Consider the following 20,130-nt stretch of genomic DNA (forward strand, 5'->3'; position numbering starts at 1 on the left):
GAGCGCTATGACGCCTTCTGAGACTGCTCTTCATGCGCGATTAGATTGCCCGGCAGGCCAGCCACAAGCTCCAGCAGAATCTCCTTGATCGCCTGGGCAGGTTCTGAAAGAGGCAAATGATCGGACTGGCATAGCGCCAGGGGCGCCTCGATCACCGGTTCGATGATGCAGGATTGCCAGGCATCGCAGGAGGTTGCGACCTGCCGCGCCATCGATTCAGGTAGGATTGTGGCGCCGAGCCCCTCGGAGATCACGGCGGTCAGAGTGCTGGCGGATTCGATTTCCGCCACGACCTTCGGCACCTTGCCGATGGCCGCGAACGCGTCGTTCACCATCTTGCGGACGACATTATAAGGACGCGCAAGGTAGAGTTCGATGTCCACGAGCGTCGCGAGCGGCACTTCAGCCGGAGGCGCGACTATGGCGCCGCGACCGACGAGGTAAAGAGGCTCTCGCAGCAGCGGCAGGAACGCCAGGCCATGGACAGCGGTCTTGCCGCCATAGAGAACGGCTAGATCCATGCGGCCGTTCATAATGAGTTCGGACAGCGTGCTCCCGTAAGTTTCGTTCAGATAGAGCAGAATGCCCGGGTGCCGCGCCCGGACCGTGCGCAGCAGCGGCAGGGCGAGTCCCGCCGCGGCAGTCCCTGGCGCCAATCCCACGGCCACGGCACCGGAAATGTTCTTGGCTGCCGCATTCATGTCGGCGCGCGCCTGGTCGCATTGCCGGAGGATCAACTGGGCGTGGCGATACAGCACTTTGCCCGCCTCGGTCGGCACCACGCCGCTTTTGGTGCGCACGAGAAGTTGCTGACGCACCTCACCTTCGAGGGTTGCGAGCTGTTGACTGAGCGCCGGCTGGGCCACATGCAGCACATCGGCGGCCTGCGTCAGGCTGCCGACGTCGACGATCTTAACAAAATACTGCAGTCGCCTGAGATTCACGCCGTCTCCCCAGACCGCCCTCTGCTCCGACCGGAGCACAGCATCCATAAGATTTGCCTATCAGGCCAGATTGAACTCGTGTTGGCCAGTTGCCGGCTCTGGCTCTAGCGTCGCACCTCGCTTGGCAAGGGTCAATCACTATGAACCATCCTCGCATCTCCGCACGCGTGAGACGCATCAAGCCTTCGCCCAGTTCGGTGGCGGCCGATCGGGCAATGGCGCTGAAGCGGGAGGGCAAAAACATTGTCAGTCTCGTCGTCGGCGAGCCGGACTTCGATACGCCAGCGAACATTCGCGCCGCGGCCTCAAAGGCAATGGACAAGGGCGCAACCCGCTACACGATATTGCCAGGATCCGTCGATTTGCGCCAGGCGATCGCCGCGAAACTGAAGCGCGAGAACAATCTCACCTACTCGCCTTCCGACATCATCGTCACCAACGGCTGCAAGAGCGGCATCTACAGCGCGCTGGAGGCGACGATCGAGCCCGGCGACGAGGTGATCATCCCTGCTCCCTACTGGGTGTCGTACCCCGATATGGTCATCGCCTGCGACGGTGTTCCGAAGATTGTCACCTGTCCGGAAGGCCAGGGCTTCAAGATCTCGCCAGAGCAGCTCGAAGCTGCCATCACGAACAAGACGCGATGGCTGATAATCAACTCGCCTTCGAATCCGACGGGCGCGAGCTACTCCGTGGCGGAATATCGCATGCTGGCCGAGGTCCTCGCACGGCATCCCCACGTTCTGGTCATGACCGACGACATCTATGAACACATCCGCTTCGATGGCCGCGCAACGCCGCACCTACTGAACGCTGCCCCCGAATTGGCGAACCGCGTGCTTGCGGTCAACGGCGTGTCGAAGACCTATGCGATGACCGGCTGGCGGATCGGCTGGATCGCCGGGCCCTCCGATCTGATCGGCGCGCTGAACACGCTGCTGTCGCAGGCCGCTGGCAACGCGTGTTCGATCAGTCAGGCCGCCGCTGTCGAAGCCCTCAGTGGCGACCAAAGCTTTGTTACCAAGAGCGTCGCGATCTACCATACCCGCCGCGATCGCATGCTGACCCGCATCAATCAGATCGAGGGCTTGAGCTGCCTGCCGCCCGACGGCGCATTCTATCTCTACGTCAATTGTGCCGGCCTGATCGGTCGAAGGACACCGGCCGGTACGTGCCTGGAAACCGACAGTGACGTCGCGATGTACCTGCTCGAAAGTGTTGGCGTCGCCGTGGTTCAAGGCAGCGCCTATGGCTTGTCGCCGTACTTCCGCATTTCGATCGCGGCGTCGCTCGACGACGGCGTCAACCGCATCGCTCACGCCGTCTCCCAACTTCGCTAGTTTGGAAGCACCCTATGTCAAACACCGGCATCGAAAAGAATCCCTCGGCTCCGCAAGTCGATCCCGCGGTGATCGCAAAACTGCGGACCATCGCTGTCGCCCTACTCAGCGATCAGCTGCACCGCAATTGCGGCAGTACCGGGCTCATCCCCTTTCACTCTCCGGCACCGATGGTTGGCACTGCGGTGACGGTGAAGACGCGCGGCGGCGACAACCTCGCCATCCTGCGCGCCTACGATTTCTGTCGTCCCGGCGACGTGATGGTTGTCGATGCCGGCGGGGATATCTCGAACGCACTGGTCGGCGGCATCATGACACTCGGCGCGGCCTCGCTCGGGCTTGCCGGCATGGTGCTCGACGGCGCCATTCGCGACGTTGAGGAGATTCGTCAGCGCACATTTCCCGTCTACGCGCGCGGCGTGACCCATCGCGGTCCATACAAGGACGGTCCCGGAGCGATCAATGTCCCGATCACCGTCGGCGGCATGCCCGTGAACGCGGGAGACATCATTGTGGGGGACCAAGACGGACTCCTCGCATTCCCACCATCCCTAGCCGCGGCGGTCATCGAGAAAGCATTGGCGCAGGAGCGAAAGGAACAAGGCACCATCGACGCGATCCGCCAGCGCCGATGGGATCGCGCCTTCGTCGATGCGCTCGAGGCGCGTTGCGCGAACTGACGAACCGAGTGCTCCAAACCATTTGTGACTTGCCTGCACTGCCTGAATTTGAGTCGTTGCTCTGAGGGCCGATTGCACCAGCGGCTTCGGTCCATTTTAGGATTGCATCAGACATGATGCACACCCCTTCTCTATCTAGCTGAGGCGTGTACTCATTAATAGGGCGGACGTCGGCATCATGTGGACAAGCAGGAACCCTATGATCGACCAGAGGATCGCCGTTGATCAGCCAATGCAGACGGTGGATGAGCATGCGGTCTGGAATTACGCCTGGATTGCGTCGGTTACCTCGAACGCGATCAAGATGTTGCAGGCGCGATCGTATCATATCGCCTTTGAGTGGCCCGAAACCAGGAATGAGACCTTCTGGATTGTTGTCCCCGCCATCGGCGTCACATTGCTAATGGCAGCAATAGTGTTCATGATTGGAAGCTAGAGGCAGCCTTTCTCCGTGATTTTCGGCGCAGATCTTGTGGCGCTGTTCTGATCTGCGAAAGGACTCATGAGCCCACATCCTAGTCATGTGAATCTAAAGTTCGCCACACAAAGCCTGCTTGGTTTATGGCAGAAACGTTTGACGGAAGCCAGAATCTGGTCTGCGGACCTGGTCCATTTGCTTTGTCTTTTTGTGCAGTTCGATGAAGGTACGGATATCGACATAGAGCTGTCTGACGGTGGTGTGAACACCTCGCTGGATCTGCTTCCTGGGGAGTTCAGCGAACCAGCGCTCGATGTCATTGAGGAACTTCAAGAACTCGTTCGTCTGAAGGCGTTAAGTTGTCGAATTCGGCAGCTTGCGGAGTGCGAAGCACCACAGCCAAACGACGCTAAGAACCTCAAACTCGCCAGAGTTTTCCAGCCGAGCAGGCAGTCCTTGTTGCCATGGTCCTCACCGATCGCGGCGAATGGACCTTGCCGCCATTAGGCCACGCCAGCAACTGCGGGTTCAAGGCTTAAGGGCTGACCGTCGAACACAAAGGCAACTAAGTCATCTTCGATTCTTCTTTGACGATCTTAACCGTTGAGCTTCATCGCTGTACCGGCTTTTGTGCCGGTGTCGAACTGCTAGTCGCAGCATCGCCGTAAGCTGCGGCGGAGCGGCTTTGGGCACTTGTGATCCGCCGGAACAAATTGCCGCGGCTTCGAATATCAACCTTCGCTGGGGGAACGACCGTTTACGTAAGGCGCAGAATAAACGGCTAACTACCAAATTTGGTAGGGGGACATAGGGACACGTTTGCAGCGAGCGACCGAAAGTTTGTCACGCTCGATAGATATGGGTGGGGACGAACAACGTCTTGGCAGGTTTCATGCCCGTTCTCGTTAAGCCCCGCGCACAGGGTCTGTTGACAAAATGTGAGCACCGCCCTCCAGGGACGAGACTCATCGTTTCGGCATTCTCGGTGTGCAACCTTGCCAACCCACGCCCGGCTGGTTTGAACGCCGTACACGAGCTTCGCTTCATGAATGCGAAGGAGCGACGGTACGGCGCCCTCTCGACGTCGGCGTGCCCAAGCCACGAGCCGAGGCGCTCATCGGTGGACACGGCACGGCACCGGGAAGACAACGCCCACGTAAATCTCGGAATACGTCGAACAGTACCGCGCGCCGCCCGCCAAGGTCCGGCGCGCACCGCTACGCACATTGAGCCACCATGCTGGCATAAACACCGCCCCATCCACGAATGTTATCACTCGAAGGCTGGACCGGGCGGCGCCACCCCAATCTGCTTCGCTGACGGTCCCCCGGAAAGGCCTTTTTCTCGACTTCAAGGGCGGCCTCGGTCGTAAATGATCTACTCGGCAACCTGGTCACACACCACCACTGCCTCCCCACTCAAGGCAGACGGTTGCCTGCTCAACCGAAGCGAGGCTTCAATACATGATCGATGAACTGGATCTGCGGACCTTCACGCCACATCCGCAACGCGACGCTGTGCTCCACGAAGTGCACGCCCGCCCCTTCACGCGCCTTGTTTCACCATTCAGTGTGCTTCACTTCGCTTTTCTTGCACAGGGCGAGGCGGCCACAAGCGATCGTTGCCGATTTATCGATTTTTGTGTCGAGCGCAATCTTTCTCCGCCTGAGCAATCGGCGAAGCTCCATCAGATAGTCATCGGGCCCGCTACGCTACGCTGGGAGCAGCATTCGGAGTTCACAACATTCACCTGGATCTGGACCAATGCAAATTGTTCTACCGCAGATCAATTTGACAAAGTTGACGGTACCGTCCGATCGTTGATCCGCGCGTTGCGTCAGACCGGACAGTTGCTGGTCGCGATCAGGCTAGAAGTGGAGCAGAACCCCTTCCCGATGACGCGAGCCGAACAGATTTTTGACAAGAACAGCCTGGCCGTGGTTGCCACGAAGAACGGCACAGGCGTTGCCGCCTCAGACTTCCGCGTAGACAAAAAAGGCTTCACGAAAATCCTCGTCTGCGACCTCGGGTTGACGTCGCACGACCTCGGAGCGCTGGTGCAACGGCTCCTGGAAATCGAAACCTACCGTCCATTGGCGCTGCTTGGCCTATCGGCGGCCCTTGAGCTTGCACCATCTGTTGATCGCATCGACCGCCGTCTTGTTGAGGCGCTTGAGAAAATGCAAAGCGGTGAGGGGCTACAATTCAACAACCGTCTGCTGGCCGAGTTAACGGCGCTGGCCGCATCCTTCGAAAGAGGCGCGACGAGCAGCCTATTTCGATTCGGCGCCAGCAGGGCCTATAACGAGCTGGTCCAATCGCGGCTATCCATTATCGAAGGCAACGACGTCTCCGGCTATCCAACCTGGTCGTCGTTTCTGGCACGCCGCATGGCGCCGGCGATGCGAACCTGCGCAACTGTGGAGGATCGTCAGGCGACTCTGTCGGTCAAGCTTGCGCGTGCCACCGATCTGTTGCGAACCAGGGTCGACGTCGAAATAGAACGACAGAATCATGACTTATTGCAAGCTATCAACGAGCGCGCGAGGCAGCAACTTCGGCTGCAGTGCACGGTCGAGGGATTGTCGGTCGGGGCAATTGGATATTATGTGGTCAGCCTGTTTAGTTATCTTGCCAAGGGGGCACAAGACGTCGGACTGCGGGTAGAGCCATCGTCGCTTACGGCAGCCTTCGTACCGATCGCCGTCGGAGCCATCTGGCTCGTGAGTTACAATGTCCGGAAGCGGCATCTCAAGCACGCCGAAGCGCCCTCGGGCGGCTGCGACTAAAGCTCCTCACGGGAATTGGGCGTCCCTCTTACGAAGCGTGCCAGTCGGGGTGCAACGCTGCCGCAATTCGTGGCCGGCTCCTGCGCAATGTCATGCGCCCCGAACGGCCAGGCGAGGCGTTGTGGGTCGGATCAGTCGCGGTTGCGGGTCTTTATTTCCCCGATCGCTTCCTGGATGTTTCTGGCAGCGTGCATATCGCTGACCTCACTGAGAAGTTTGACTTTGACGAGGGAGCAATCAGCGAGCGACAGCACTTATTGCTCGAGGGGAGCAAACGCCAGGACACGCGACTGGAGCAATCCGAAGTTCATTGGCTCCGTGCCTGCGCTCCCGTCCGCCAAGGCAAGGACGGCGCCGCATGAACAGCGATTCGACGGTCTATCCGCGCTCGTTCAAGTCAGCCGCTTTGAGCGTCAGACGAGCCAACTTCAACAAAGAGTTTGAATACCAGAGACGCGCGACACTCGGCTGAGTCCACAAGGTAGCCGATTCCGCCATCAAGAGCATCGCCGCGTTTCGTTGCTCTGCATAGCCATAGATGCAATGGAACGATCGAGGGGAACTGATTACGATTTGACGACAGCGCCTTCACTCAATTTCAAGGTCAAAATTGAGTGTTTTGCATCTCCATGTTCTTGATCCATTGTAATACTCGAACGCGAGATGCACTCTCTGTTTGGACGCTGCTGGTGTTCGGCATTCTTGAATGACGCTCACGGCGATTCCCGACTGATCGCCAACATGTTTGACGTTCCCATCCAGCAAGCCGAGCCGATGGATAGGCCGGGTTCAGTGGCAGATAGCGCCTCCCGCTTTCAGGATCGCCAGACACCGACCACCATCGCCAGACCGCGCAGCAGGCAGATCGCCACCAGCTGGTCCGGGTCTGCCCCGGGCTTGATCGGATTTGCGCCAGGCGGCTGGCATCTGCATTGAATTCGCGGTAGCTCAGTCTCTCCTTATCATGACCACCGCCGCCGCTTCGGGCGCCATTTCACCTGAGCCTCGAACACTAATGGGTATGGCGCTCAAATGGAACAAGCGTCGAAGTTTGATCCGACTCTTCAAGGAGATACGTACGTTCCTCGGTTGGCAGAATGTCGATCCGCCCGACAGCCTGCCCCCTATCGTCCATCACGCTGCGCAATAGAGATTGCAAATGCTGCGTCATCCGGTCCATCGGCGGTGGCGCTAATCGCTCGGCATCAAAATGCCAACGGAATCTCCCATCTAGAGAGCAAACCTCAAATGTCAGCAAGTTGCCGCATAAGGGCGGGCCAGATTCGTCGCTCGTCGACAGATCGTCAGTGACGGAACCGCTCGCTGACGTGATTGCAATGCCAACTGGCCAAGGATGCGGCGATCGCAACTCCTTCACATCACGCAATGTCGGACAACGTTCGATCAAGTCCCTCGCAAAGCTTGCATGCGCCCTCAGCTGAGCGACCTCGGCCGCCACCGCTTTGCGCGCCTCTTCAAAATCATGAGTCAAGTCAATGCAAATATCCATCGGCACGACCGAGGCGATCAACGCCTCGATGAGCTTGGAGCCAACCTCCAATTCAAGGCCCGCTCGTTTCCATCCGAGTTGGAGCTTCTCTTCTCCCGTGACGCGAGCGAGGTAGATCAACCAAGCCGTTAGCAAATACTCGGAGCGCTCCTGGGGGGATAGTTCGGCCAAAGCGTTTAGGCTGGACCACGAACTCGATTGCCATAGGACAGGCGCTGCAGCCGCGGACGATGATAGAAAAGGTAAATGCAATTGTCTAAACTGTTCGAGCCGTTTGCGCCACAAATTCTCCAGAGGCGCCAGGAATTCATGCACGGCAGTGATGCTCCGCACCTGTTTGTCGCTCAAGATAAGAAGGCGACAATCTTGATCCACGTTAAAACGCCCGGCAAAATGGTGAGCGCCCACCACGTATTTGAAAGCACCTTGACGCGCTCGCCTGAGCACATCCGGTGGTAATGAGAACGGGTTGGCTACTGAGAAGATCCAATCCACCGGTTGAGCCTGCAAGAACGACGAGAGCTCTTCAGCACTTTCCAAACACGGAATTTTGGCTCTCGCGGCCCACTGAGCGAAAGTCGCATCGCAGCACAGCGCCGCACCAATGACGTGTTCCATCGCCGTTGCGAGCTGAGCATAGCCGATAGCAGGCGAGCCGCTGCCAATAAACACGCTGGAGAACGTTAATCGCCTTTCGGAAGGTCTATCCCGACCGCGAGGCTCGTAGACGACCGCATGCTCTGGAGGCAAATCCTGATCCATCTTCGTCCTTTCGGCAGTTCAGCCATCAGGATGGCCGGCCCACCATCGCACCGAGCAAATCGCTTACGCCTGGGCAGATCGATCCAGGGCTAGACCTTGGCCCGGATTGGAGTGACCCAGCCACTAATCTCCTCCCCCCGAATTATCGATCACGCCACCGGCGGCCCGGTAGCTGTCGCGCAACCGCGCTCGGAGTTTTCGGCGAACATTGTCGTCAATGACCCGCCCTATGCGCGGTCATTTCGAGGTTACGCATGTATCATGCCAAAGGTGAAATCGACTGCAATCAAGGTGATGACAATGTTGTGCCATATCAGCCGTCCAACAGCATCGCGGGACATCGGACAAATTTTGCACCATCAAGAGAACAATTCAGGCGATCACGCTTTCAGGGCTTTGCTTGGCGCAACATGGGGAAGAACGGCGGAGATCCCCGACCTGTACCTCAGTTAAAACCTTCCAACCATGTCGAGCATAAAGTCGCATCGCATGCGTGCTGGTCGCCTCCAGGTGCATAGGTTTCCGCGCACAATCTGCGATGTTGGTTGCATGTCGAAGAAGATGTTCTGCGAGCCCTGATCGTTGATGTATGGGGTCAACGGCCACCATGGTGACATACCAATGCGGCTGATCCGGTTGGTACTCTCCGAAAGTTCGAAAAACTCTTTCGGTTTCAGAACGCCGGCACGCCGGAACGCTCTTCAGAAGAAATTCCATCATGCCGGCGCTGTCGCGCTTCTCGCCAGCTGTATCCCATAAGATGGTGCCTTTGTCGCCGTCGATAATATATGCGCCGCTTCTAAGCGAAAATGAATTGCCGCAATAGTGCTCAATGAACTTGTCAAAATGCTGCAGATACGCGCGCGGTTCGGGATAGATCCACCTCAATAGAGGACACATGGCAAAAGCCGTTGTCATAATCGCGAGGACTCTCGAGTGATCTTCGAGACCGATAGTTTTGAGGGATACTTCATGCCCATTGTTGGCTTGCACGGTGACTCCTTGCGCTGCCAGCGCCACTTCTGACCCTGCCGAGGCGCTGTGAATGCACCGACAGCACGACCAGAAGCGGGGTAGCAAAAGCTAGGCCAAAACTTCGCGCGGTTCGTCTTGCCTTATGAGCGGAATGTCGTCTTCGTGACCGGACAAGATGTGGGGCATCATACGAGAACACGAGTTAATCGCGCCGGATTTGTCAGGCGTTGAACGGAACTCAGCTCGTTCGGCATGCGGTTGCTGTCCGCGCGCTGGAGAATGCGATAGGGATTGTTTAGGACAGCTATTGCGCAGTAGCCCGCCGAACAGATATTTTTGACAACTTTGAGCGGGCGCTCAGCATTAAGCATGCGGCGTCCAGCGATCCATTGTGCCTGCTACCGCAGAACACAGCGGAATGCCTGAGAGGCGCAGGAGCTCGCCGCACGGTGATCCTGTTGGCACCCGAACCGGATCATTGGGGAGCGGCCGCCGAGCCGGCGATCCCTTCAAGCACCTCCGAGCCCTGGCGGTTCCCAAAAATTGCGCCGGAGCCACACCAGAAACTTTGAGCCCTGGCAAACACGAGACCTGCCGTCCAAATCACGAGCGCTTAGAGGGGCTCGTGACCGCTCCAACGAAGTTGGTATGGGGCTTGCTGGCTTAGCTCGCGCTGCTACGTGCAATATCGTCAATGCTACTGGTGCCTACGCACCGCCCGCGTTGCATTGTATCGGCCGACGCGTAATGAGTCTTTATGGAGGCGCTCGTCAAGGCGAAGTCTAAGCCCGGAAACTGGCTACGCGACATACCCGTGCCAACGATTGGACGAACAATTTTTTGATCAGAATTAACAAGGGCCGGGACCTGCGGTACTGACACTTATGACAGAGTGGGTGCGACGATAGGCACCACATCGGTCGGGCAATTCTTTGATGGAATGAAGACATGTCTGTGAATCGAATTGATCTCTCGGGAAAGCACGCGGCTGTCACCGGTGGCAGTTCTGGAATTGGTGCCGCAGTCGTGCACTCACTGGCGGCCGCGGGAGCTTCGGTGAGCGTCTTGGCGCGCAAGCGTAGCCATTCGGCTGAAGCCGAGAAGATGTACGAGGACCCAAAGGTTGAATTCATCGAGCTTGACGTCTCGGACAGCAGTTCGGTAAGGCGTGTGTTTGCGGATATCGCGGCATCAAACGGGATTGACATCTCGATCCTGGCCGCAGGTGTTCTGTCGCCAGGCAAGCTGCTCGACACAGACGATGAGACTTGGCGGCGCATCATAGCTGTCAATTTAGACGGCCTCTTTTATACGGCGCGCGAGTCAATCAGGCATATGTTGGCACAGGGCCGCGGCGGCAAAGTCGTGTCTATCGGCTCCATTCTTGGTTATCGGGGACACCAGGGCTTCGCTGCTTACTGCACGTCGAAAGGTGGCGTCCTCAATTTCACGCGCCAGGTCGCCATGGATTACGCGGTGCACGGCATTAACGTCAACGCCGTCGCTCCCGGCTTTATCGATACGCCGATGACGAGTATTTACGACGACGACACCAAAGCGAAGCTTGCAGCCCAGACACCTGACGGCAAGTGGGGTACCTCACAACAAATTGCAGATGCTGTGATGTTCCTCAGCTCGAGCTTGGCCGATCACATCCACGGCCAAAGCATCCTCGTCGATGGCGGGTGGACATTAGGTGTTTTCACCCAACCTTAACCGCAGAACACGAAACTCGAATGCCTCTTACGTCCAGGGTTTGCGAGCTGGAAGCGCGTCAAGCACAAAGCACATCACAATGGATCTGGGCCGGCAAACGGTCGGCGCTTGGCCGGCATGAAGTCGGCGTCAGGAACGATCAGTTCGAGCTGGGCGAACTTCCGCGCGGTAAACCTTTGCGTCTCGGACGTTAAGGATCTGCTCCAGCCGCGCGACCTCCTCTCGCAAGATCTCGATAGCCACGTCGCGGTTGTCCGAAACATGCCAAGCGGTGTGGGCAGGCTCTCCGGCGTGAGATGGATCAGATAACTTTCCGCTCTTTGCAATTTGCGACTTCCACCACGCCCGGAATGTCCGGCGATAGAGCTTGGTTAGCTCCCCTCCCCTGTCTATAACGCCGGCCTTCTGAGCGTGCAGCAGCTCCTGCTCGTAACCGAGCTCTTGAAAGAGCTCCGTGCCGACTAAATCAGTCACCGTCTGCAGTTCTTGGACGCTCAATTGAGATCTCCACGCCTCAACAGAGCTTCGGTCAATGGCGGTTCGCTCAAGGATCTTTCGATCTCCGAAGCTGCTGGTTCGGAGATAATCTGCTTGTGTCATATTCGTAGACGTGAAAGCCGCTGGATCGCACCCGAGCGAGGTCAGCAGCCGGCGGACCTCCTCGTCCGGGTGCGCTACGAGCATTTCGTATAGCACCAACTGCGTCTGCGGGCGAGTGCGGTGCTCGGCTAACGCGGGAAGGCCCAGAACCAAATCAGCTAGCGAAGATATCATGAAGTTGGGCAGACGGAGCATGAGATCGACGAGACCGGCAACGCTGACAGACTCCAAGCTTTCAGCCCACAGCGGTATGCCCCACGTCGATTTCAGGGAAGCAGCGATAGCATAGGGATTCCGCATCAAAAGGATGTGTGGCGCCTCTGGATAGACGGAATCAAGAAACTCAAGCGCCGTCCAATAGCGTGGCGTCTTATCTACAATGATGCGCTTGCCCGCTTCTACGAGATATTGATCGTATGCTGCATCGGCAAAAGCGCGGCTGACGATCCTACGATCAAGCCGCCCCAAGAATTCGCAGGTCGCGGCCTCAATTAGTGAACTGTCCGCCGGATGGCCGGGCTTCACCCCGCCGAACGCTTCAAGCGCCAGCATCAACCAAGGTTCCGGCGGAGCCAGAATGTCCGGATGATGCTGGAGCAAATGTGCCAGGAGTGTGGTCCCCGATCGTGGAAGACCGAGGAGAAAGCACACCGCAGGCGAACGGCCAGAACGTCCGCTCATCGTTCAGACAACCGTGCTTGAAGCGAGCCCGCCGCGGGCGTTAGCTCAATTGGGCGAAACAAAGCCAGCCGCAGGATCTCATGAGAGCAACTGCGTCCGTACAACGTCAGAAAATGACAGGGGCTGCTCATACATCGCCTCTCAACTCTGTTCGGCTCAATCAAGCGGACCGGATTGCGGGAGGCATAATTGCCGTCGTTTTACAAAGTGCTCGACGGATAACACGAAGTCAAACGACCGCTCATCTGCACGAAGATTGATCACTCATATGGAAAGGTTGGCAGGAACTATACGGAAGTTTGCCGAAGACCTCTTGCGGCCCACGGTTATTGCTTATCGTCATAACTTGCAAGTGCTGAGCCTTGAAAGTGAGAAGCGGAATGTACCTCACTCATGCTCGGAACACCCGGCAGCTGGGTCCTATATGTTGAAGACGGCAAAGGCACAGACTATATCGCGCGCGTACCATCGGCACGCCCAGCAATCTTCAAAACGGGGAAGCGATCCGGACACGACTTTCCTATGGGCCGCATGGGTCAACCGACACGAGCCTAGCTCTTGTCAGCCTGTCCTATAGCGGCTTATTCCTCGAAAACCGGACGCGCATTCGTTTAGCGGATCTTGCAACGTTGCTCCTCCCTGACCAACGCGACGGAGTGGTGGGATGATGGACCTGAACTAAAATCCAACAAATCATCCGATCAACAAGCGCTTGGCCATATGTATCCTGATGGAGATGAGATTGTTCGGACGATGAGGGAAATCCTTCAGCGTTGAGATCAAACGAGTGTTTCTACTGCCGATGATGGATTGCATTGGCCGGGCCCGTTGAGGCCACCTTCTAGGAAAGTCCATCAGCCAGACAGGATGCTCGAGCCCCCGGCATTGATACGTGATCAAGAACTCCCTGGTGTGGAAACGCCAGAACGCGGCCGACATTTCTAATAGCGCTGAGGGCGGCCTGCGAGCTGCGAGCCGCCCAACCGCGCTACTGCTGGCGCTGCACAAAACTATCGCTGATGTCCGAGTCCAATTCCGAGATTCAAAGCCTTCTGACGGAGCGCACCGACGCTTCGTTTGGTCATCTTTGCAATTTTGACAACCGGCGTTCTAGCCTTCGAATGGACTGTAAGTTCCTTGATATCTGCCCTCGTCCATTCGCGTCGCGTAACGCGCTTCTTAGTTGCTTTTTTCACGCTGTGCACTCCTTTGAAGAGGGTTGGCTTGTAACACAGTTCTCTTTGCACGACGACCGTAAAACAACGGCAACATTCTAGGCTCTCTTCCCAGATATTGACCCAATCATGTTCTCGGAGACCAAGAGCGCCTGGTCTGATGTAGCTCTGGAACTGTACACTTCGTACAGCTGGCTCGCTGAGAACGTCGTTGTCCGAATGCCCCAAGCGACGCCGTACTGCCCCACTCTAAGTAGGTGAAACGAGGAGCCTATTGGTGACTAAACCGAACAGCTCCAACTCAGAGCGTTCGGATAGTGAACGCCGACAGCGAGTCTCACCGTCGGCAGTCGTTGCGGCTGCAGATCCAAAGGACACGAACACGCTCTTGGCTTTGCTCGTGCTCACTGTGCTTAATTCGCTTTTCCGGCGCATCCAATCTCGAGTGAGAAGGCCGTGACCGCTCGATAGGCTCGGCTAAAGTGATGAGATACCGCTAGTGTTGACGCAGCAAGACGTCACTTTCACGAGGCTCACTGTCTTGTTCTAGCGCGGCCCACTGCACAGGCGTCGCCGCCACTCCGGTTGACACTTCGTGGCGCGCGGTCTGGAACACGATGTTTGATGGAACGAGGGGGAACCAACCTTCAACAATGCTGGGGCTGCCTGAATGGGCTTCGTGAGGAAACAGATCACGGTCAGGACAGAAACGAACTTAGCGCTCGAAGACGGCCACAGGCTATCGCTGAGTGACGTCTCCAATATAGGGTTCTACTTCAACGATCGGCCATAACCTCAGATCTGAAACGCATACCATCGCGACCAGTTTGGCCGATCTCTTCGTCACATGACGCGCACGATGATCCCAGATTTTCCAACCATTGGATTGAATCAGCCCATATCCCTGTTGCATCGAACCAAGACATAACACCGATTACGACAAGATGATCCAAATCGAACTTCGCCCTCGGGGCGAAGGATATCACGGCGGCAAAGCATAAGCCACCGCCCTCACCCCGATCGCGAGGTGCGTAGGCTCAGTGGCTTGCCGCGGGACGTCTTTAGCCCACGTTTATTCCCGGCTGCAAAGTCACTGCGACGGACTTTTAGCTTTCGGTTATTCCAACATTCTATCGCTGAGCCTGGGCTCGCATGACAATCCGATCCAACTGTTCGAGCGTCTCAAGAACTTTCCTGCCCTCCTCCGTGATAATCCAGCAGCAAGCCTCCCGCTCAATTAGCCCTTGGCCAAAAATATCAAGTTGAGGTGCGCGGCTTGCGACGCGCTTCATACGAGCCGGCCACTCCGAGCCGCTGCTATAATAGATCGCCAAATGCTGCTTAACAACTTCGATGCTCGCCCGACCATCCGGCTGCCCGGCAAGTATTTTCAGCATGGACAGCTGAAAACTCACGCGCCTGCCATTGCCCCAAATACAATCTCGACTTTAATGATCTTGAGCTAACCTCGCGAGCCGTTCGCGGCTTTTCAAAAGAAGCTATTCTTCTTGAACCCTGAGGGCTTCGTCGGAACGCTTTCGCCGCCATTGGCGATACCTTTCGACTAGGAGGGTACCGCAGCCTCAAGTGCCGCCCCCCGCGCGTCCTAAAATCAAGCGACGTCGGTAGCCGCCTCGCTGTCGGCCATCATGACGTGATGACGTCGCGCATAGAACTAACCGCTGCTCCTTCGCTTCTAATTGCCTATCCATCCCACAAGGATCTCGAAGCCCCTCCAGACGATTAAAGAATGTTTCGGTTCAAATAGACGCCGAACATATCGCTTCTCTTTCACACGAGGGTAGATCGGCAGCCACTTGATTTGGCGACATGGAAACAGCAGTCTGCCTTGAAGTCACCGGCGAGCGATGATACACGAGCATGCGCTCGGATGCGCCGCGACATCAACGGTGCGCCGGAGAGACAAAGATGTGCTGGCTACCCTCGCCACACACGTTCCCTACGATACGGGTCCAACCTACCTGATCAGGGAGGTCCGCGTCCGCGCGACGCACTGTTGGCCGTGTCGTCATGATTTCTTGCAAGTCTTCCGAGCTGCTGACGCCGATTGTTCAAGTGGGGCGTCTACTGGGCGCAGCCGCAGCCGCAGATTGCACATAACGCAGAGCATCGCCATCGACTTTTAAGTCCGGATGCCGGCCATTGCAAAACGTGATGTCGGCGGATCGCAGCGCGACCCCGAGCAAACGGCCTTCGCATCGGGGAACATGCCACTGACTCGACAATTGCGTCGTCGTGATGTCAGATTGTTGCTGACATACTGCCACGTCGCCGACCCGATTGGCTGCACACAACGAGCCTTGGTAGGTCGTTGAAGCGCTGAACAGTTTGAGTGGCTCAGAAGTCGTGTACTGAGGCCGCGTTCCGATTCTAGATAGCTCATGCTTTGCGGATGCTCGAGGGATAGCGTGAGTGGATCACACTCACGCCGCTGGGGCTCGAAGCTCCAGTACATCAGCGGCGGTTGTCCAATCACGGATACTTTTTTGCTTGCAGAAGTCCAGCTCCGCCCGCTGAGCGGCAGCCGCCAGCGAGGCTGCATCGACCGTGAATGCTGCCTCGGACGCACGATGCTTGCCGCCGGCATCGTCACAAACGATCTTAATGAATCGAACATTAAATGAAGGCATCTTCTTCGCTTCCTGCAGTTTTTCTCATTCACTATTCTGCCAGTTAGTACCGAAAGTTCTTGATCTGCCTCAAGCGGCGTCAAGGGGTTGTCAGCCGCGAGATCGAAAAGTGCATTGCGAGTATCCTGTTGTCCCGGAGAACACGCCTGATCATATCTGTCATTCCTGCTATATCGGACGTGATGCCTAAAGTGGTCAGTACCGCGTAGTCTAATTCATGCAAGCTCGGGGCTTTAATCCAGCCGCGAGCGATGTACGCGGCGCCGGCGCAAGCACGCGGCGAACATCGGCTGATTGCGGCTGTAACCAAGCAGGCTTGTTGCGTGCGCTGGCTGCTGAGATTCGCAGGCGAGATTGACATGGCTATTGGCATTAGAAGCCGAGACCTCAGTCTTCTACCCGCCCACCGGCGTTCGCGGAGATATCATTTCGGGACGCGCGCCAGCTTTTGACCCGTATCAATGCTGCGGCGGCTGTCTTGTTATAACGTTTGCTGCTCCAGTAGGTCGGATCCATGGCAGAGAGAATTACTTCGCCCCATCATGTTTTTGCGGCTCCGTGCCGACGTCGGATCATTAAGACTATTGCCGAGCGCAGCCAAGCCGCGGGCCAATGACTGAACAGAACAAGCTGCGCCGCTTTGTGATGGCGTCCACTTCATCAACTTGCGAGCCGGTTCGATATCCGTTCCGAGCGCCGCTATGCGTATCATACTGGAATCAAAGGGCCGTCCGGACGCTCGCAGGGCCCGGTTCGCTCACCCACAATTCCAATGCTGACGCGCGGGCAAGAAGATTTCTCACCAACAAAGGAAGTAAAATCACGAAACATTGGCCTAGTTCTCCTAGTGGGGGTCGCATTTCTAAAGCTTCTCTGCAGTCCAGGCTTTGCGGAACGGCAACAAATGCCGGCAGGCAATTCAGAATGCGCAGCAGCCGATCGCACTCTGTCGCGGCCGGCGCCGTCGAGCCCGCGCCGTCTGGTCCGCTTCAAGCTGAGCAAGTCCCCGCGAATCAAGGGATGTTCGGAGTGTTCACAAGATTATCGAATTCACCGCCTCGCAACGATGAGCTCCGTCCAAGATCGACTGACGATTTGACCTGGGAGCGGCTCGAAATTGCACCGCCCCTCGGTCAGGATCTGGAGATCGCCGTGATCGAAGGCAATTTAATCCACCGGGTTGCTTTTCCTTGCCGTCGGGTATTCGGAGGTTGGATTAGCGCGAACGCTCGAGAGCACGTCGCCGTGCAGCCGACGCATTGGCGTATCTGGCCTGGATCGTAGCCTCCACCTTGCACAGCAATTGGCGTATCTTAGAGGCAGAGTTGCCTTTCCCTCGCGCCCGATCGAACGTCAGCTATTCTCGCTCGCACGGCGAGGCGTCAAGGTCGTTTGTCCGAGATTGTATCTTACCCGGCCCCTCCAGGACCGGGTATTCCTATTGTCAATGGCCTGCTTCCATTCTGTGGAGAGCACAAATGATCACGACCTAACCTTATCGAGACCGGACAGGGCTCAGATCAATGGTTTTGCGTATCGTACGCAGCGCGTAATTCGCGGGCGGCAGCAACCATATTGGCCAGCGCAGGCCGCACTTCCTCCCACTTGCGAGTTTTTAAGCCACAGTCCGGATTGACCCAGAGCTGCGATTTCTGCAGATGCGCTTGAGCCAATACCATCAGATTCATTATTTCGTTCGTCTCGGGAACGCGTGGAGAGTGAATGTCGTACACACCCGGTCCGATCTGATTCGGGTATCTGTACTTTCTGAACGCGTCCAGTAGCTCCATTTTTGAACGCGACGTCTCGATCGAAATCACGTCCGCGTCCATTGCAGCGATGGCCCCAATAATGTCGTTAAACTCAGAGTAGCACATGTGTGTATGGATTTGCGTTTGATCGCCAACCCCGGACGAGCAGATGCGGAAGCACTCTCCGGCCCAATCGAGATATGCGTTCCACGCCGATCTGCGTAATGGTAATCCTTCGCGGAGCGCGGCTTCGTCGATCTGGATTATGGCCGCACCGGCCTCCTCGAGATCGCGAACTTCGTCGCGGATTGCGAGCGCAAGCTGACGACAGACCTCGCTTCTGGGGAGATCATCGCGAACAAACGACCAATTCAGGATCGTCACTGGTCCGGTCAACATCGCCTTCATCGGCTTCCTGGTTAATGACTGCGCGTAGCGCCACCACTCGACGGTGATCGGCTTCGGCCGCAGCACATCGCCAAACAGGATCGGAGGCCTGACGCAGCGCGAGCCATAGGATTGCACCCATCCGTTCTTGGTCGACGCGAAGCCTGCGAGTTGTTCGCTAAAGTACTGAACCATGTCATTGCGCTCAAATTCGCCGTGCACGAGGACATCAAGTCCGATATCGTCCTGCCAACGAACAGTGCGGGCTATCTCCTCCTTGAGGAAGCTGTCGTATTTTTCGTTGCTCATGGTGCCTCGCGCATGCGATGCGCGCGCACTGCGGACCTCTGCGGTCTGCGGAAACGAGCCGATCGTCGTCGTGGGGAAAGCTGGTAGCCCGAAGCGTCCCTTTTGGATCTCAGAACGAATGGCAAATGGGTTGGCGCGCCGACGCATGGTCTGGTCGATCGCCCTCATTCGGACGGCGACATTGGCATCATGGACCTTCGACGAACTGCGGCGGGTAACCGCAGCGCTTTCCGAATCGGCCAGAGCTTGCCCGACATCGTGGTCACCAGCGAGTACCCGCGCCAGGATGGCAAGCTCTCGCATCTTCTGAACCGAGAAGGCAAGCCAACTTTTGACGTCAGAAGCAAGCCCGGTCTCCAGTTCAACGTCGATCGGGACGTGAAGCAACGAGCAGGATGGAGCGAGCTGTACACGATCTTTACCCAGCTTAGCAATCGCGGGCTCCAGCCTCTGGCGGAGCGCGGACAAATTCGACTTCCATACATTCCGGCCGTCGATGATACCGAGCGACAAGACGAGATCAGCTCGGCTGCTAGCAATGACCTGATCCAATAGTTCTGGCGCTCGAACCAGATCGACGTGCAGACCGGAGACTGGAAGGCTTAGGGCAGTATTCAGATTGTCGCCCAGGGCGCCGAAATAGCTTGCAACCATGATCTTGATAGCCGGTCCCTCGTTCGCGAACTGGCGATAGGCATGTTGCAAAGCTTTTCGCGCCGTTTCGTCCAGGTCAAGGGCCAAGCAAGGCTCGTCAAACTGAACCCAACCTGCCCCTCGTTGGGCTAATTCATGGAGAACGTCGATGTAGACCGATATCAGATCATCCAATAGGGAGAGGGGCTGGAACGCGCGATCGACACTTTTGCCGAGCTTTAGGAATGTGACCGGCCCGATAAGTACGGGCCGGGTCTGAAACCCGAGAGCCTTTGCTTCTTCGTACTCCTCTACCGGTTTACGAGAGCACAATCTGAACGTCTGTCCCTTGTAGAACTCTGGAACCATGTAGTGGTAGTTGGTATCGAACCATTTGGTCATCTCCTGCGCGGGTAAGGCAGCTCCCCGCCTCTCCTGATCGACGCTCCTACCCCGGTCGTCGCATTGCGTTCCGCGGGCCATAGCGAAGTAGGTTTTAAGGGAAACGGACTCTCCTTTCGAAGCGTAGATTTCTGGGATCGCGCCTACCATGACACTCGTGTCGAGCACGTGATCATACAACGAGAAGTCATTCGACGGAATGATCGTAATGCCTATCGACTTTTGGCGAGCCCAGTTCGCAGCGCGCAGGCCTGATGCGTCCTCCTGCAATTGCTGTTCGCTGATCTTCCCGGCCCAATATTTTTCGAGAGCGAATTTTAGCTCTCGCCTTGGACCGATGCGAGGCGTACCGAGCGTAGCAACTGGAAGCGAGAGGAGCGACATAGCTTTAACCCCTGTTGGAGACG

13 protein-coding genes and 1 pseudogene are annotated in these 20,130 nt (G+C 57.0%); 5 read left to right on the top strand and 9 right to left on the bottom strand.

The features are described from left to right. Positions 1 to 5: 5 nt before the first annotated feature. Positions 6 to 944: a nitrogen assimilation transcriptional regulator NAC gene (gene nac, locus P6U31_RS29155; RefSeq protein WP_407185184.1), complete on the bottom strand. Its 939-nt coding sequence runs from the start codon at positions 942 to 944 to the stop codon at positions 6 to 8. Positions 945 to 1,084: 140 nt separating this feature from the next. Between nac and P6U31_RS29160 the strand changes: the two genes are divergently transcribed. From P6U31_RS29160 to P6U31_RS29170, 3 genes are all read left to right on the top strand, one after another. Continuing rightward, positions 1,085 to 2,284 carry an aspartate transaminase gene (locus P6U31_RS29160; protein ID WP_407189970.1) on the top strand — a complete coding sequence of 400 codons (1,200 nt, stop codon included), beginning with the start codon at positions 1,085 to 1,087 and terminating at the stop codon, positions 2,282 to 2,284. A gap of 68 nt (positions 2,285 to 2,352) precedes the next feature. Further along, a complete protein-coding gene (locus tag P6U31_RS29165) occupies positions 2,353 to 2,964 on the top strand; it encodes an RraA family protein (RefSeq protein ID WP_407185185.1) in 612 nt (203 codons plus the stop codon). A gap of 199 nt (positions 2,965 to 3,163) precedes the next feature. Further along, on the top strand, positions 3,164 to 3,400 hold the full coding sequence (locus tag P6U31_RS29170; protein ID WP_407185186.1) for a hypothetical protein: 237 nt from the start codon (positions 3,164 to 3,166) through the stop codon (positions 3,398 to 3,400). A 93-nt stretch (positions 3,401 to 3,493) separates the two neighbouring features. On the opposite strand, the pseudogene P6U31_RS29175 reads toward P6U31_RS29170, so the two are convergent. Next, positions 3,494 to 3,709, bottom strand: a pseudogene (locus tag P6U31_RS29175) (IS630 family transposase); the annotation flags it as partial. A gap of 1,136 nt (positions 3,710 to 4,845) precedes the next feature. Here P6U31_RS29175 and P6U31_RS29180 point away from each other — a divergent pair. Then, on the top strand, positions 4,846 to 6,171 hold the full coding sequence (locus P6U31_RS29180; protein WP_407185187.1) for a DUF3422 family protein: 1,326 nt from the start codon (positions 4,846 to 4,848) through the stop codon (positions 6,169 to 6,171). 1,012 nt (positions 6,172 to 7,183) lie between these two features. On the opposite strand, the gene P6U31_RS29185 is transcribed toward P6U31_RS29180, so the two are convergent. Together P6U31_RS29185 and P6U31_RS29190 are read right to left on the bottom strand one after the other, a co-directional pair. Further along, on the bottom strand, positions 7,184 to 8,443 hold the full coding sequence (locus tag P6U31_RS29185) for a hypothetical protein (protein WP_407185188.1): 1,260 nt from the start codon (positions 8,441 to 8,443) through the stop codon (positions 7,184 to 7,186). 372 nt (positions 8,444 to 8,815) lie between these two features. Continuing rightward, entirely contained in the window at positions 8,816 to 9,436 is a 621-nt protein-coding gene (locus P6U31_RS29190; protein WP_407185189.1) for a GNAT family N-acetyltransferase, read from the bottom strand. A gap of 930 nt (positions 9,437 to 10,366) precedes the next feature. On the opposite strand from P6U31_RS29190, the gene P6U31_RS29195 reads away from it, so the two are divergent. Then, the gene (locus tag P6U31_RS29195) at positions 10,367 to 11,134 is read left to right on the top strand and encodes an SDR family NAD(P)-dependent oxidoreductase (RefSeq protein WP_407185190.1); all 768 of its coding nucleotides are present in this window, start codon (positions 10,367 to 10,369) and stop codon (positions 11,132 to 11,134) included. A 129-nt stretch (positions 11,135 to 11,263) separates the two neighbouring features. Here P6U31_RS29195 and P6U31_RS29200 read toward each other — a convergent pair whose 3' ends face one another. From P6U31_RS29200 to metE, 5 genes are all read right to left on the bottom strand, one after another. Beyond that, positions 11,264 to 12,415 (bottom strand): sulfotransferase family protein, encoded by a 1,152-nt coding sequence (locus P6U31_RS29200; RefSeq protein WP_407185191.1) that lies wholly within the window; start codon positions 12,413 to 12,415, stop codon positions 11,264 to 11,266. Positions 12,416 to 13,425: 1,010 nt separating this feature from the next. Then, positions 13,426 to 13,611, bottom strand: coding sequence for a hypothetical protein (locus P6U31_RS29205; protein ID WP_407185192.1), 186 nt, complete (start codon positions 13,609 to 13,611; stop codon positions 13,426 to 13,428). A 1,109-nt stretch (positions 13,612 to 14,720) separates the two neighbouring features. Continuing rightward, a complete protein-coding gene (locus P6U31_RS29210) occupies positions 14,721 to 15,005 on the bottom strand; it encodes a hypothetical protein (protein ID WP_407185193.1) in 285 nt (94 codons plus the stop codon). Between the two features lie 1,029 nt (positions 15,006 to 16,034). Then, complete coding sequence (locus tag P6U31_RS29215) at positions 16,035 to 16,241, bottom strand: hypothetical protein (RefSeq protein ID WP_407185194.1); 207 nt, start codon at positions 16,239 to 16,241, stop codon at positions 16,035 to 16,037. Between the two features lie 1,520 nt (positions 16,242 to 17,761). Beyond that, positions 17,762 to 20,107 (bottom strand): 5-methyltetrahydropteroyltriglutamate--homocysteine S-methyltransferase, encoded by a 2,346-nt coding sequence (metE, locus tag P6U31_RS29220; protein ID WP_407185195.1) that lies wholly within the window; start codon positions 20,105 to 20,107, stop codon positions 17,762 to 17,764. Between the last annotated feature and the right edge of the window lie 23 nt (positions 20,108 to 20,130).

The organism is Bradyrhizobium centrosematis, assembly GCF_045571495.1.
Classification (GTDB): Bacteria; Pseudomonadota; Alphaproteobacteria; order Rhizobiales; family Xanthobacteraceae; genus Bradyrhizobium; species Bradyrhizobium centrosematis.

Excerpts from the sequence above, each read along its gene's own strand:
- P6U31_RS29160 (WP_407189970.1), top strand. The coding sequence starts at position 1,085 with ATGAACCATCCTCGCATCTCCGCACGCGTGAGACGCATCAAGCCTTCG.
- P6U31_RS29170 (WP_407185186.1), top strand. The coding sequence starts at position 3,164 with ATGATCGACCAGAGGATCGCCGTTGATCAGCCAATGCAGACGGTGGAT.
- P6U31_RS29180 (WP_407185187.1), top strand. The coding sequence starts at position 4,846 with ATGATCGATGAACTGGATCTGCGGACCTTCACGCCACATCCGCAACGC.
- P6U31_RS29185 (WP_407185188.1), bottom strand. The coding sequence starts at position 8,443 with ATGGATCAGGATTTGCCTCCAGAGCATGCGGTCGTCTACGAGCCTCGC.
- P6U31_RS29195 (WP_407185190.1), top strand. The coding sequence starts at position 10,367 with ATGTCTGTGAATCGAATTGATCTCTCGGGAAAGCACGCGGCTGTCACC.
- P6U31_RS29200 (WP_407185191.1), bottom strand. The coding sequence starts at position 12,415 with ATGAGCGGACGTTCTGGCCGTTCGCCTGCGGTGTGCTTTCTCCTCGGT.
- P6U31_RS29215 (WP_407185194.1), bottom strand. The coding sequence starts at position 16,241 with ATGCCTTCATTTAATGTTCGATTCATTAAGATCGTTTGTGACGATGCC.
- metE (WP_407185195.1), bottom strand. The coding sequence starts at position 20,107 with ATGTCGCTCCTCTCGCTTCCAGTTGCTACGCTCGGTACGCCTCGCATC.